The sequence below is a fragment of the Flagellimonas beolgyonensis genome (assembly GCF_003992615.1).
GTDB lineage: Bacteria > Bacteroidota > Bacteroidia > Flavobacteriales > Flavobacteriaceae > Flagellimonas > Flagellimonas beolgyonensis.
Genome location: NZ_RZMY01000017.1, coordinates 153576 through 168301, shown reverse-complemented (window position 1 = coordinate 168301; position 14726 = coordinate 153576). Strand labels below are relative to the sequence as shown.

The window sequence follows — 14726 nt, the reverse complement described above, 5'->3', positions numbered from 1 at the left end:
TGCATTAAATGATAATTGTACAAAGAAATCCCAAGGTTGGCCTGGATAAATTGATGGGCAATCAGTTCAAATTGACGAATTGTCTCCATCAGTTGGTGGGAAGCGAAATTTGATGGATAAAATGACAAAAGTTATTTACAAATAACACATCAGAAAGTGAAACCTCTGTGACAATGGGAAAGTTGGCGCTGATTGCTATTAATCCTTATCCACATCGGTAAAAAAATGTGTGAGAAGTTGAAAGAACTGATTCCAAGACAGCAGTTCGATATCCCAATACAGGCTGCCATTGGTTCCAAGATCATTTCTCGGGAGACCATAAAAGCCCTGCGAAAAGATGTGACCGCCAAATGTTATGGTGGGGATATTTCCCGTAAGCGTAAACTATTGGAAAAACAGAAAAAGGGGAAAAAGCGCATGCGGCAAGTAGGAAATGTGGAGATTCCACAACAGGCGTTTATCGCCGTCCTGAAATTGAATGATTAAAATAAGGAGTGGTGTTGCCACTCCTTTTAAAGTTTTCACTGCCCGTTCATCATAGGGCCTCTGCCCCGGCCGCACAGATAAATTCGACATATTCTTTGGGTGTCATTTCAATAAAATCCAATAATTCTTGCGTGACTTTATCTGATTCTCCTGCATAGGAAAAAGTATAGGTGCCATCACCGTTATCACACATTTCGGCCTTTCGACCTGCCAAATCACATGAATCACATTTTTTGTCATCGTCCTTTGAACAAGAGAACAGGAAAATTATGGCAAATACCACGAAAAACATCAATTTTTTCATCTTATAAAATTTTTGAAGTTTCGAAATTACCTGATAATCAGTTGTCTTGGATAAGCTAATTGATGAATGCTCCTTTTGGATTGATGTTTTACCTTAATATTGGTGGCATTACACGAACTTGGCGTAAATCTCAGCACCCAATATGGACAATGAAACAAAAAAGACGGGGGTATGGGGGTTTAGTCTTGGTCTGGATCGATCATCTTGCCCAAATACACCAGCTTATAACCATCCCCTTTGGGCACAAAATCCTTGCTGTTTGCCGGGATAATATCGATACTGCCACTTGGGGCCTTGGTAAATAAGGGCACAATATCCATATCTTTTTGGGTAAAGTCGATGAGACTGTCGTAATGCGCTTTGTCCTTTAGGTCAATTTCATGGATAGTCGGATGTTTTCGAACAGTGTCCATCAATTGGATAAAATCATCGGTGTGTGAAAAAAGGCCTTCTTTGGGGTTGTTTTCGGGATCATTGACCTCCTCGGTGTTCACCAAACGGAAAGCACCATTTTCACCAAACTGCTTTTGGAACTTTTTAATGGCAAATTTGTTAATGTCGGAGTTTCCGGTAAGCGCCATCAAATAGCCCACGTCGTTCAATTCAATGTTGTCGGTCAATGAATCGGAGAATATATTGGCCGTTATCGCTTCCAGGCCCAGTTTTTTCGCCCGGTCCACATTGGTCTGGTTATTATCGATAAGCACCACGTGCCTATTGTTCTTTTTCAAGTAATTGGCAATCAATCGGGAAAGTTTGGAGGCGCCAATGATCAAAATACCTTCGGATTTCTTCAGGAACACCCCCACCATCTTGGCAAACAACCGTGCTGTGGTCGCATTCAACAATACCGTTCCCAAAACAATCATGAAAACCAACGGGGTTATGTATTCCGATCCTGGTTCCCCGCGACTAAGAAGCTTGGAACCAAAGAGCGATGCGATACCTGCGGCCACAATACCACGGGGGCCCACCCATCCGATAAAGAGCTTTTCGTTGAATTTGAGATTGGAGCCCTGAGCGCTCAGGAATACCCCCAACGGCCGTATGATAAAAACAATAATGGCAAACAAGGCCACGGTGTTCCAGTTGTAGATTAACTCCAGGTCGCCAATATTGATGTTCGCCGCCAACAAGATGAAAAGAATTGAAATCAATAGCACGCTCAAACTTTCTTTAAAATAGAGCAGTTCCTTTAAATTGGGCAGGTTCATGTTGCCCAGTACCATTCCCATTACCACAACGGCCAACAGTCCGGATTCGTGGGCAAACACGTCAGACTCCACATAGACCAAAAGCACGGTGGATAACGAGACGACATTCAACAAATAATGTGGAATAAAATCCCTTTTTATGGCAAAGGCCAGCGCATGGGCAAAGGTGAAACCAAAAGTGGTACCGAACAGAATGATTTTACCGAACTCGATCAATGCCGTTTGGGTAAACGTATGCCCTTCACCAACACTGATAAACTCAAACACCAATACTGCCACCAAAGCTCCGATGGGATCGATAAGGATGCCTTCCCACTTCAATACAGCCGAAACATCCTTTTTTAAGGGAATATTCCGTAAGATCGGGGTAATAACGGTCGGTCCGGTTACAATGATCAATGCCGAGAACAAAAAGGAAATCTGCCAAGAAAGTCCAAAAATATAATGTGCGGCCACCCCTGCGCCAAAAAAAGTGACCACGGTGCCGATTGTTATCAATTTGGTGATTACAGGGCCCACATTCGATATCTCGGCCCGCTTTAAGGTAAGTCCCCCCTCAAACAATATTACACTGATGGCCAAGGAAACAAAATAATAAAGTCCCTCTCCGGGAAACAACCCTTTTTCGCCGTTCCATATCGGTTCGATCAACTTGGAACCATCATCGGTATATAACGTTGCAATGGGACCAACAAGCAAGCCAATCAAAATCAAGGGTAAAATGGCCGGCAATTTGAACCGCCAAGCCACCCATTGTGCAATAATGCCAAGAATAATTATTCCAGCAAGTTCGAGCATCGTTCTAGTTTTTTTGAAATTTACTGTTTTTCTTTTAGAAATAGCCCAATGCCGCTAAAACCGAGTGTTTTTTAATGCCATTCATAGGAATAGGGTTGATTGGTGCCAACCTTTTTCTGTGTTCTGCTCTCTTAAAATGTAAGTCGATGTGCCTAAATCGGATTTTTGTTAAAATAGGGCCAATAAAATCTTATTTTTGAAGCAATTGGATAGTGCTTTTCTTATTTTGCATGCCATTTTACTTTCTAGATGACGCTTTATCCCATTGAGACCGGAAATTTTAAGTTGGATGGTGGAGCCATGTTCGGCGTGGTGCCCAAGTCCATTTGGAACAGAACAAATCCGGCAGACAACAACAACATGATCGACATTGCCGCCCGCTGCCTCTTGATCGAGGACGGGGACCGGCTTATTTTGATCGATAACGGATTGGGCAACAAACAATCCGAAAAATTCTTTGGCTACTATTACCTGTGGGGCGACCATTCATTGGATAAATCGCTGAAACAAGCTGGTTTTCACCGAGACGACATCACCGATGTATTTATGACCCACCTCCACTTTGACCATTGTGGGGGAAGTATTCAGTGGAACAAGGACCGAACAGGGTATGAACCCGCGTTCAAAAACGCAAGATTTTGGACGAACGAGGAACATTGGGAATGGGCCACCAAGCCCAACCCTCGGGAAAAGGCTTCTTTTTTAAAGGAAAACCTTTTGCCCATGCAGGAAAGCGGCCATTTGTACTTTGTGGACAGAAAGGGACGTCAACATTTGGATTCATCAGAACTTGGGTTTGGCATCCATTTTATGGATGGCCATACGGACAAACAGATGTTACCGCATATTAATTACAAAGGCAAGACCTTGGTCTTTGTGGCCGATCTGATTCCGACCGTAGGCCACATTCCTTTGCCTTACGTGATGGGCTATGATACAAGACCATTGCTTACCATGGCCGAAAAGGACATCTTTTTAAAAAACGCCGCACAAAATAACTGGTTGCTCTTCTTTGAGCACGATGCACACAATCAACTCTGTTCTTTAAAAGAAACGGAAAAAGGAATCCGGCTCGACCAGCTGTACACCTTCAATGAACTTTTTAACACACATTAAATTAACATACATACCTTTTATGAACCGCACATACAATAAACTGGCATTCCTATCCTTCTCCGCGTCGCTGTTTTTGATGGGATGTGGATCAACCTCCTTAGTCTCCACCCCAGTTGAGAACATCGATACCGTTCCCCTAAAGATTTCGGAACTGACCGATTATGAAAAAAAGCATTGGGGGCACTTGGACCTGTTAAGGGATACCATTCCGGGCATGAGCGTTGATCGCGCCTATGACGAAATCATTAAGAACAGAAAAGGAAAAACCATTGTGGTGGCCGTTTTAGATTCGGGCATGGACCTGGAACACGAGGATATTAAAAATGTGCTTTGGACAAATACCGATGAAATCCCAAACAACGGCAAGGACGATGATGGCAACGGCTATGTGGACGATGTACATGGCTATAACTTTTTAGGGGATGCCTATAACGAACAGTTGGAATATGTACGCATGTTGCGCCTAAACATTGGGGATGCTTCGGATCGCGCCAAGGCCAGATTGATGTTGGATGAGGAATATCCGAAAGCGCTGCAGAACAAACAGCAGTACGAGCAAATTTACCAAGTGGTGAAAGGTGCCGATAAAAACGTGAAAGAAGCCCTTGGAAAAGACACCTATACCAAAGAAGATTTGTTGTCCATTGAAGCCAAAACGCCCCAAATGGAACAAAGCATTGCGGTATTGTCGCAAATGTTCGCCTATGGCGACAGTATTTCCGGGGTTATATCAGAATTGGAAGAGGGCATCACTTATTTTGCCGATCAGGTAAACTACAACCTCAACAAAGATTTTAACGGACGTACTCCTGTTGGTGACGATCCGTATGACATTACCGATGTTCCCTATGGAAACGGCAACCCAAAAAACCAAGTGGATACCGAAAGCCATGGAACCCACGTGGCGGGAATCATCGCTGCCCAACGGAACAACGGAAAAGGCGTTAACGGGGTGGCCCAAAATGTGGAGATCATGAGTATTCGTGCCGTGCCAAACGGGGATGAGTATGACAAAGATATCGCCTTGGGTATCCGATACGCCGTGGACAATGGTGCCTCCATCATCAATTGTAGTTTTGGCAAAGCGTTTTCGCCGGAAGCCCAATGGGTGTATGAGGCCATTTCCTATGCCGCATCCCGCGATGTTTTGATCGTACATGCCGCAGGAAACGATGGTAATGATCTTGATGACCCAGAAAATCCCAATTACCCTAACGACCATAAATTTGGCAATACTGAATTTGTGGACAATGTGATCACGGTCGGAGCGCTTGCAAGCGGCTATGGTTCCGAAATGGTGGCTACTTTCTCCAACTACGGAAATCAAAATGTGGATGTGTTCGCCCCCGGGGATAAAATCTATTCCACCATGCCGAACAACGATTATGAATTTCAGGGTGGGACTTCGATGGCTGCGCCGGCCGTTGCGGGTGTTGCGGCACTTATTCGTTCGTATTATCCGAACCTATCCGCTCCACAGATCAAAAACATCATCATGGAATCCGGATTAAAAACCAAAGCCTCCGTTATTGTGGCTGGTGATGAAACCAAGGCCACCACTTTTGATAAAATCTCAAAATCCGGAAAAATGGTGAATGCCTACAATGCGTTGATTTTGGCGGATAACATCTCAAAAGGTAAAATGACATTGGACAGTAACTCAAAATAAGATATGAAACATTTACAAGTATTCTTTTTGACGGTTTTCTCAGGAATTTCAATGATGTGGGCACAAGATGCCTGCTATTGGCAACAACATGTGGATTATACCATGGCCGTTGATATGGATGTGAAAACCTACCAGTACACCGGAACCCAAAAATTGGTCTACACGAACAACTCGCCCGACGAATTGGATCGTGTATTTTATCATTTGTACTACAATGCCTTTCAACCGGGCAGCGAAATGGATATTCGGTTGCAAAATATTAAAGATCCCGACAAACGAATGATGGATGGTGACCAAAGCAGGATCTCTTCACTATCCGAAAGCGAAATGGGATACCTGCATGCACTGACCCTGACTCAGGACGGGCAACCGGTTAATTTTAAGGAAGAGGGCACCATTTTGGTGGTGGATCTGGCCAAACCGATTCCATCTGGAGGTAAAACCACTTTTGAAATGATCTTTAAAGGACAGGTTCCCCTTCAAATTCGACGTTCAGGAAGAAACAGTACCGAAGGCGTGGCACTTTCCATGAGCCAATGGTATCCCAAAATGTCGGAATATGATTTTGAAGGATGGCACCCCAATCCCTACATCGCCCGTGAGTTTCATGGTGTGTGGGGCAATTTTGATGTGAAGATCACCTTGGACAAGGAATATACCGTTGGAGGTACCGGCTATTTGCAAAATCCCGATGAAATCGGGCATGGTTACGAAACCCCGGGTACCAAGGTAAAAACCAAAGGGAAAACCCTCACCTGGCATTTTTTGGCGCCCAATGTGCATGATTTTATGTGGGCCGCGGATCCTGATTATATCCATGATACTTTGGACATGGAAAATGGGCCTACCCTTCATTTCTTCTACAAAAACAACCCAGAATTTGTTGAAAACTGGAAAAAATTACAGCCCAAAACAGCTGAGGCCATGGCCTTTTTCAGCAAGAATATCGGCAAATACCCGTATGAGCAATACTCTGTGGTGCAGGGTGGCGATGGGGGCATGGAATACGCCATGAGCACCTTGATCACAGGAAATCGTGAATTCGGTAGTTTGGTCGGTGTTATGGTGCACGAAATGGCCCACTCCTGGTTCCAGCATATTTTGGCCACCAACGAATCGGAACATGCTTGGATGGATGAAGGATTCACCTCCTTTATCAGCAGTTTGTGTATGAACCAGATTATGGAGCAGAACAAGCAAAACCCCTTTGAAGGGTCGTACCGCGGATATTACGCTCTGGTCAATTCAGGTTTGGAAATGCCGCAGACCACCCATTCCGACAGGTATACCACCAATTTTGCATACGGTATTTCGGCTTATAGCAAAGGTTCCATCTTTCTTTCGCAATTGGGGTACATCATTGGTCAGGACAAATTGATGGAGACCATTCAGAAGTATTACGAAGACTTCAAATTTAAACACCCAACCCCGAACGATATCAAACGGACGGCTGAAAAGGTTTCGGGCATGGAACTCAACTGGTATTTGACCGATTGGACCATGACCACCAACACAATCGACTACGGTATCAAAAGTGTGGAAGCGAACGGGGATAAAACAAAAGTGGCGTTGGAACGTATCGGCGAAATGCCCATGCCGTTGGATATTTTGGTGGTAGGGAAAGATGGTTCCCAAGAGACGTACTACATTCCTTTACGCATGATGTTCGGGCAAAAGGATAATCCGTACCCCAATTTGGAGCGCACCGTTTTGGATAATTGGGCATGGGCCTACCCAACCTATGAATTCGACATCAATATGCCTTTGGAAGAGGTTCAGGCCATTATGATCGACCCCTCCCAGCTTATGGCTGATGTGGATGGGGAAAACAATGTTTATCAAGCGAACCCGTAATTCATCGGCTAAAATATGATAAGGGCGGGCCAAGTTGGCCCGCCCTATTTCTTTACAAACCATTTTATTGAGTAATTTGCCCTTAAATAAATATCCCCGCTGGGGAAGTTTACGGATGTCCATTGAATAAGCAACTAGATCCAAATCGTACCGCCCTTACCTTTCCCAAAAAAGAAAAACTCAAGAGCAAAAAAACAATTGAGTCCCTCTTTGTGGAAGGAAAAAACCTGCGCGAATATCCCATCAAACTGATCTATCTCAAAACAACCAATGAAGACAAGGTTCCCATCAAGGTCGGTGTTGTGGCCCCGAAGAAAAAATTCAAAAAAGCGGTCGATAGAAACCGGATCAAGCGGTTGTTACGAGAAGCGTATCGATTGAACAAGCCCCTCATTTTTAACAACATTGAAGGAACCTATGCGTTCTTATTTTTATACCTTGGCAACAAGGAGCCCAACTTTGCCGAAGTGGATTTGGCCATGAAAAAAGTGTTGGCGGCTTTTAAAGAAAATGAATGCCATGAAGAAATTGATTAGAAAGAAAGTTTTGGTCCCCATTTTGGCTGTTACCGTGTTGGTGGTGGCCAGTGGTTTTAAAAGTGATTTTTTTGAGATTGCCAAGCAGATTGAAATTTTTACCACCCTGTTCAAGGAGCTCAACATGAACTATGTGGACGAGACCAATCCGGCAGAACTTATGGATTCGGCCATAAAAAATATGTTGGACGAATTGGACCCATACACCCAGTTTTTGAACGAACAGGATGTGGAAGCCTATAAAATCAATAACGCAGGAGAATACTCCGGTATCGGAGCGTTGGTCCGTTCCTATGAAAGCAAATTGGTGATAGTTGAGCCCTACAAAGGATATGCCGCCGACAAGGCCGGCCTTAAGGCCGGGGATGAGATCATAAAAATCGGTGAGACCAATGTGGCCGATTTTGATGACAATGCCAGTGAACTGCTCAAGGGGGCCAACAATACCTCGGTCAATGTAACCTATGTGCGTCAAGGAGAAACCAAAACCGCTACCATTACCCGTGAAGGGGTTGAAGTGGATGCCGTTCCCTTTTACGACATGATCGACGACAAAACAGGCTACATTGTACTGTCCCGATTCAATCAAAAAGCATCCAGCCAGACGAAATCTGCTATGCAAGACTTAAAGGGGAAAGGAGCGGAACGCTTGGTTTTGGATTTGAGGGGCAACCCTGGCGGACTGCTTTCCGAGGCTATTAATGTAACCAACCTGTTTGTGCCCAAAGGTGAACTGATCGTGACCACCAAGTCCAAGGTGAAAAAATTCAATCAAGAATACAAAACCAAGAACCAACCGGAAGATGTGGATATCCCGCTCGTGGTCTTGGTGGATGGCAAAAGTGCCTCTGCCAGTGAAATTGTTTCGGGCGGACTGCAAGATCTGGACCGTGCGGTTATCGTGGGAGCACGTAGCTTTGGAAAGGGATTGGTGCAACGTCCCCTTAAACTGACCTATGGCACCCAATTGAAGGTGACCATTTCGCGTTATTACACCCCATCCGGAAGGTGTATCCAATCCTTGGATTATTGGAACCGTGATGAAGAGGGAAAAGCGGTACGTAACACCAATTTTAAGGAGTTCACAACCCGTAATGGCCGTAAGGTTTGGGATGGCGGCGGTGTAATGCCCGACGTGACCATAAATTCCCTATCCAGCAACTCGCTTATCGATGCTCTTGAACGCAATAGTATCATTTTCGACTTTGCGACCAATTATTATTACGACCATTCTTTTGCATCAGAAAATGATTTTGTTTTTTCCGATGCTGATTTTGAGGCATTCAAACTATACGCCAAAAACCAGAATTTTACCTTTCAGACCAAAACCGAGGAACTGTTGGAGCAATCCATTAATACAGACGACTCCTTATTGGGCCCTGAGGTTCAGGAAAAATACAAAGACCTCCTGTTGGCAGTGAACAGAGGTAAGATTACGGCCCTTGATACGTACCAAAATGAAATCAGGAAAAATCTGGAAGACGAGATCATTACCAGGTATTTTTACCGAGATGGCCTTTATCGTTATTACCTGAAACATGATGATGCCATCTTGACCGCCAAGGAATTGTTGGCCGATACTAGCAAATATCGAAGCATTCTGAAGTAGGCAACCCATCTTTTGGGTTATTTTTTTGAAGGTCGTAAACAATTCATAAAGGACTTTCATCAACCCATAGACTACAACGGTCAAATTGAGGGTTCCAAATGTCCGAAGCGTAGTATTTTAACCAAAAACACGCGATGGTCTATACTTGGATAACCCTGGCTTTGGTGGGTTCCATTTTGCTCTATTGGCTCTACAAATTGATGTGCAAATGCTTTTGCCGTGCCTTCTGTATCTGGAAAAACCAAACCCAAGGAGCACTTTTCACAAGGGAGGCCACCATATTGGCCGTGAACACCTTGAAACTTGGCAAAAAACCACTTTTGGAGCTTTTGTTGCTTTTTGAAAACTTGTCCGGTCAAACCATTCAAAGAAAAATTCGGGTGTGGGACAGTAAACCGGAACTAGGCCGATTTGTTACCGATAAAAAAGTCCAGGTTACGATCAATAGCTCCAAAAAACCAAAGGATCCCATATCCCTTACATCGGGCAATTGTCGAATTTCGTTTGCCTTTTTATTGGGCTGCAGCCTAAAAATTATTCTTTACAGCATCGGATGCTATATTTTTATGGGTGAGGCCCTGGAACGGATAACATCGAATCCAGAAAAATATGAGTCTATCTTGGCCCGTTCGGAAATTTGGCAAATGGGTTTGATTTTTACGGGTGTGGTACTTTTTCTCCACTTTCTTTTGCAAAAAATCGGATTGGTTGAAAATGGTAAAAACAGAGCTAAGCATTGGGATTTGCTTTACAATGGCATTTATGCCTCGGCAACCGTTGATTCCTACAAGGATACAGGGGCCATGGTCAACGACAACCCCGTCGTCCAGTTTTCGTATACTTTCAAAGATTTTTCAGGAGTGGAATGCAAAGGAAGCGATCGAAAAGTAGTGGGCAAACTTGAGGTGGGTGCCTTATCGGAAATCGACCATGTGGACATTATGTATTTAGCCGATTGCCCTGAAATTTCCAGACTTACCGAGAACTTGGAAAATAACGATCTGTCCAGTTTTACCCGCTTTTTGTTGTTGTTGGTACTTTTTGTTTTTTCAAGTGTGATCATTGAGGCTTTCTACCAAAATATTTTTTAAATGCATCGGCTTTCAATTAGCATTGAATAAATCCTATTTTTGGGCATGCAACAAGTAAGGGTCTGTGAACTTTTCGCCGGTGTGGGTGGTTTCCGATTGGGATTGGAAAAAACCGGACACTACAAAGTAGTGTGGAGCAACCAATGGGAGCCTTCAACCAAAACCCAACATGCATCGAAAGTCTATGAGGCCCGTTTTGGTAAAACTGGCCATTCCAACACCAATATTGAAGAAGTACCCACTTCGGCCATTCCCGATTTCGACTTATTGGTAGGGGGGTTTCCTTGCCAAGACTATTCCGTAGCCACCAGTTTAAAAAATTCCAAAGGCCTTCTGGGTAAAAAAGGGGTGCTTTGGTGGTCCATTCATCGGATTCTTTCCGAAAAAAAGAACAAACCCAAATACCTTTTTCTTGAAAATGTGGACCGACTGTTGAAATCGCCTTCGAATCAACGTGGGCGTGATTTTGCGGTTATGTTGCGGAGTTTATCGGATTTGGGCTATGCGGTGGAATGGCGAGTGATCAATGCGGCCGAGTATGGTATGCCTCAGCGCCGAAGGCGCGTTTTTTTTCTCGCGTATCACGAATCGACAGCCCTTTTTAAAAAAATCGAAAACTCCGATCCAAAAACTTGGATTGTAAAAGAGGGTACCCTAAGTGAGGCTTTTCCTGTGTCAATTTCCCCACAAAATTCTACCACTTTTGAATTGGATGTTGATCTAGTTTCGGTTTCCGAGCATTTCAACACGGAAAAAGAGAAGGCGCTATCCCCATTTTTAAATTCCGGGGTGTGTGTTGGTGGAAAAGTAACAACCATCAAAACAATGCCCTCCTTTGATGGCAACAGAACGCTGCTGGGGGATATCCTGGAAAATGGAACTGCATCCCCAGAATTGTATATAGATGCTGCCGATCTGCCCAAATGGCAGTATTTGAAAGGGGCCAAAAAAGAGATTAGAAAAACCAATGCTGGTTTTGAATACCATTATAGCGAAGGGAGCATGGTGTTTCCCGACGCACTCGATCAACCTTCCAGAACTATTATAACCGGCGAGGGCGGTAAAAGCCCTTCCCGGTTCAAGCACGTTGTCCAAACCTCCAAGGGACTGCGAAGACTTTCACCTGTTGAATTGGAACGGTTGAACATGTTTCCGGACAATCATACGCTTTTGGAGGGCATACCCGATGCCAAACGGGCCTTTTTTATGGGCAATGCCCTAGTGGTTGGGATTGTGGAACAGATCGGTTCGGTCTTGTTCCAGAAAATTTCCCAAATTGAAGAGCCACTTTGAAAATGACCTATCCAAAGAACAACGACTGACCCCTTTATTGGACAAATACTACTCAATGTATTTGAAACATTCAACCTTTGAGCGTATTGCCGAGAAAAAACAACAACTTCAAGGAATCGATATGATCTTTACGGACAAGCGCACCGGTATCTCTTATTCTGTGGATGAAAAGGCGCAATTGGATTATGTGAATGAAACCTTGCCCACTTTTGCTTTTGAATTGATATATGAAAAAAGGGGAGGGCAAAAACAAGGATGGTTGTTCGACACAGCCAAAAAAACGCAGTTTTATGCTTTGGTCACCAACATTTTTTCCGATGAAAAAGATGTGTTTACTTCCTGCAACATCACTTTTGTGAACCGAGAAAAACTTTTGGCGCATCTGTCAACATTGGGCTTGACAAAAAAGTTTTTAGGAGAACTTACTTTGGTGCACAAAAACCTTCATGGCAAACTCGAGTTAAAAGAATTGAATCCAAAAAAGGAAGGTTATCTGTACTTTTCAACCCAGAACAAGGCCGAAAAACCCATCAATTTGATTTTAAGATTGGATTATTTAGTCCGGATTGGTGTGGCGAAACGGTTGATCTGATCTTACTTTTTTACCATTCGGGTATGCGGAATCCCATCTTCCAAATATTCGGCTCCAAATGCGGAAAAGCCCAAATCGGAATAAAACTTTAGAAGATACGATTGGGCCGATATTTCGATAGGTGATTGTGGAAATCGCTGTTCAACAGCCTGTATGGATGCTTTCATAATTACCTTTCCCAAACCAAATTTACGTTGGTCCTCGGCCACTACCACCCTTCCGATACTGGCATTGTCAAAGTAATCCCCGGGTTTAAAAATTCGAGTGTAGGCAACAACCGTTCCGTTCTTAGATCCAATCACATGCAGGGCCTTTTGGTCCTTGTTGTCCATATCTTGGTACACACAGTCCTGCTCCACCACAAATACCTCGCTCCGTAAACGCAATATCTGGTAGAGTTCCGTTGTGGAAAGTTCTTGAAAGGTTTTTACTTGGACCTCCATTAATCTTGGACAATTATGCTTTTTGAATCGCATTTGTCAAACTCCGGTTGAATATTGACATGGTTGATCCCATGTCTGTGATAGACATGCTCCTCTATTTCTTCCAGAATAGCATCGAATTGTGATAGCTTGATGTCTTCCCTAAAATCGATATGGGCCTCCATGTGCACTTCATCCTCATTGAGTTGCCAAATATGCACGTGGTGCACATTCTTTACTTTTTCTATGGTGCAGATGGAATCGACAATATCCTGTATGATTACCCTTTTTGGGGTAAAAAGCATCAAAACTTTGGTCGATTCCTTCAATAGGTCGTACCCCATATAGATCAAATACAGGCCAATGATCATGGTCAACACGGCATCCACCCAATAAATTTGATAGAACATCATCAACAGACCACCGATCAATACCGCCACCGAAGCCATCATGTCCGTCAATAGGTGCAAATAGGCCGAACGCATGTTCATGTTGTCCTGTGCATCCTTTTTCAACAACAATACACTAAAACCATTGGCAAAAATGGCTATCAAAGAAAGCCAAATCACCAAATCCGATTCGATTTCCTGGGGATTGACCAATCGTTCCACGGCTTCCTTCATTAAAATAATGGCCACAACTACCAGGGTAGCTGCATTTACAAAGGCCGCCATAATTTCAGCCCGTTTATAACCGAAGGTTTTGTTGCTGCAGGCTTTTTTCTTGCCCAATATTCGGGCACCATAACTAATAATCAATGAAAGTACATCACTGAAGTTGTGAAGCGCATCCGATAACAGGGCCAAACTTCCTGAAATAAACCCACCTATAATTTGGGAAAGGGTTATTACTATGTTTAAAATAATGGATATGAGCAGGTTTCTCCCCTTCAAATCAGGATGGGAATGACCGTGATCATGGTGATGGTGATGTCCCATAAAATGACTATCTACATGGAATTTTTTCTATCCTTCTTTCATGACGACCCCCTTCAAATTGGGTGTTCAAGAAGGTTTCAACCATATCCAATGCTTGTGGTAAGGCAATAAAACGTGCGGGTAAGCTAAGGATATTGGCATCATTGTGCTCTCTGGCCAATTGGGTGATTTCCTTCGTCCAACACAGGGCACCCCTAACATTTTGGTGTTTATTGATGGTCATTGTAGCACCGTTGCCGCTTCCACAGATCACTATACCAAAATCGACTTTGCCTTCTTCCACATCGGTGGCTACGGGGTGTGTAAAATCTGGATAATCCACACTATCACTGCCGTCGGTTCCGTAATTGATGACTTCGATACCTTTGGATTTCAACAGGCCCATTATGGCCAATTTATAGTCTGTTCCGGCATGATCGTTTCCTATGGCTATTTTCATGTTTTCGGTATTTTGAGGATATGGAACAAAGGTACAATATCTTTTAATGTATCGTTGTTCATAAAAATCGATCAAACTTTACATTTTGTTCAATCACAATCAATTAACAAATCGCCTATTTTGTTGATTGTTTTAAGAAAAAATACCGTAATTAAATTTTGTCAATCCAGATAATAGATCAAGTAACATTTTTTTCTTTGGTACAGCAGAAATTCCATTAAAAATTAATCAACTTCTATAAAACAATTATCGACGGTAATTAACAGTAAGGAAACATTAACTTTTCAATAAATTGATGTTGACAACGGTTATCAAAAATCGTGGATAAGATTTATAAAGCATTGATTTCCATTTTTCTTTTGGTC

Annotated in this window: 13 protein-coding genes and 1 pseudogene; 9 read left to right on the top strand and 5 right to left on the bottom strand. The window is 43.3% G+C overall.

Annotated elements, in window-relative coordinates:
- Positions 1 to 210 precede the first annotated feature (210 nt).
- Positions 211 to 486, top strand: a pseudogene (locus tag EO131_RS13950) (elongation factor 4); the annotation flags it as partial.
- A gap of 49 nt (positions 487 to 535) precedes the next feature.
- Here EO131_RS13950 and EO131_RS13945 read toward each other — a convergent pair.
- Both EO131_RS13945 and EO131_RS13940 read right to left on the bottom strand, forming a co-directional pair.
- The gene (locus EO131_RS13945; protein WP_127023438.1) at positions 536 to 790 is read right to left on the bottom strand and encodes a hypothetical protein; all 255 of its coding nucleotides are present in this window, start codon (positions 788 to 790) and stop codon (positions 536 to 538) included.
- A gap of 179 nt (positions 791 to 969) precedes the next feature.
- Complete coding sequence (locus EO131_RS13940; protein WP_127023435.1) at positions 970 to 2802, bottom strand: cation:proton antiporter; 1833 nt, start codon at positions 2800 to 2802, stop codon at positions 970 to 972.
- A 249-nt stretch (positions 2803 to 3051) separates the two neighbouring features.
- Between EO131_RS13940 and EO131_RS13935 the strand changes: the two genes are divergently transcribed.
- From EO131_RS13935 to EO131_RS13900, 8 genes are all read left to right on the top strand, one after another.
- Positions 3052 to 3918, top strand: coding sequence for an MBL fold metallo-hydrolase (locus EO131_RS13935; RefSeq protein WP_127023432.1), 867 nt, complete (start codon positions 3052 to 3054; stop codon positions 3916 to 3918).
- Between the two features lie 19 nt (positions 3919 to 3937).
- Positions 3938 to 5587 carry a S8 family peptidase gene (locus tag EO131_RS13930; protein ID WP_127023429.1) on the top strand — a complete coding sequence of 550 codons (1650 nt, stop codon included), beginning with the start codon at positions 3938 to 3940 and terminating at the stop codon, positions 5585 to 5587.
- A gap of 3 nt (positions 5588 to 5590) precedes the next feature.
- Positions 5591 to 7441, top strand: a complete 1851-nt coding sequence (locus EO131_RS13925) for a M1 family metallopeptidase (protein ID WP_127023426.1) — start codon at positions 5591 to 5593, stop codon at positions 7439 to 7441.
- 122 nt (positions 7442 to 7563) lie between these two features.
- The gene (gene rnpA / locus EO131_RS13920) at positions 7564 to 7977 is read left to right on the top strand and encodes a ribonuclease P protein component (RefSeq protein WP_127023423.1); all 414 of its coding nucleotides are present in this window, start codon (positions 7564 to 7566) and stop codon (positions 7975 to 7977) included.
- Positions 7961 to 9586: a S41 family peptidase gene (locus EO131_RS13915; protein WP_127023420.1), complete on the top strand. Its 1626-nt coding sequence runs from the start codon at positions 7961 to 7963 to the stop codon at positions 9584 to 9586. The genes rnpA and EO131_RS13915 overlap by 17 nt, the downstream gene beginning before the upstream one ends.
- 134 nt (positions 9587 to 9720) lie before the next feature.
- On the top strand, positions 9721 to 10677 hold the full coding sequence (locus EO131_RS13910) for a hypothetical protein (protein WP_127023417.1): 957 nt from the start codon (positions 9721 to 9723) through the stop codon (positions 10675 to 10677).
- 45 nt (positions 10678 to 10722) lie between these two features.
- A complete protein-coding gene (gene dcm, locus EO131_RS13905) occupies positions 10723 to 11970 on the top strand; it encodes a DNA (cytosine-5-)-methyltransferase (RefSeq protein WP_127023414.1) in 1248 nt (415 codons plus the stop codon).
- 55 nt (positions 11971 to 12025) lie between these two features.
- On the top strand, positions 12026 to 12562 hold the full coding sequence (locus EO131_RS13900; protein ID WP_241243859.1) for a hypothetical protein: 537 nt from the start codon (positions 12026 to 12028) through the stop codon (positions 12560 to 12562).
- Positions 12563 to 12564: 2 nt separating this feature from the next.
- Here EO131_RS13900 and EO131_RS13895 read toward each other — a convergent pair whose 3' ends face one another.
- From EO131_RS13895 to rpiB, 3 genes are read right to left on the bottom strand one after another with little or no spacing between them, the layout of a single operon-like run.
- A complete protein-coding gene (locus EO131_RS13895) occupies positions 12565 to 13005 on the bottom strand; it encodes a GNAT family N-acetyltransferase (RefSeq protein WP_127023408.1) in 441 nt (146 codons plus the stop codon).
- Positions 13005 to 13922: a cation diffusion facilitator family transporter gene (locus EO131_RS13890; protein ID WP_127023405.1), complete on the bottom strand. Its 918-nt coding sequence runs from the start codon at positions 13920 to 13922 to the stop codon at positions 13005 to 13007. The genes EO131_RS13895 and EO131_RS13890 overlap by 1 nt, the downstream gene beginning before the upstream one ends.
- Before the next feature lie 7 nt (positions 13923 to 13929).
- Positions 13930 to 14361, bottom strand: a complete 432-nt coding sequence (gene rpiB / locus EO131_RS13885) for a ribose 5-phosphate isomerase B (RefSeq protein ID WP_127023402.1) — start codon at positions 14359 to 14361, stop codon at positions 13930 to 13932.
- Positions 14362 to 14726: the final 365 nt, after the last annotated feature.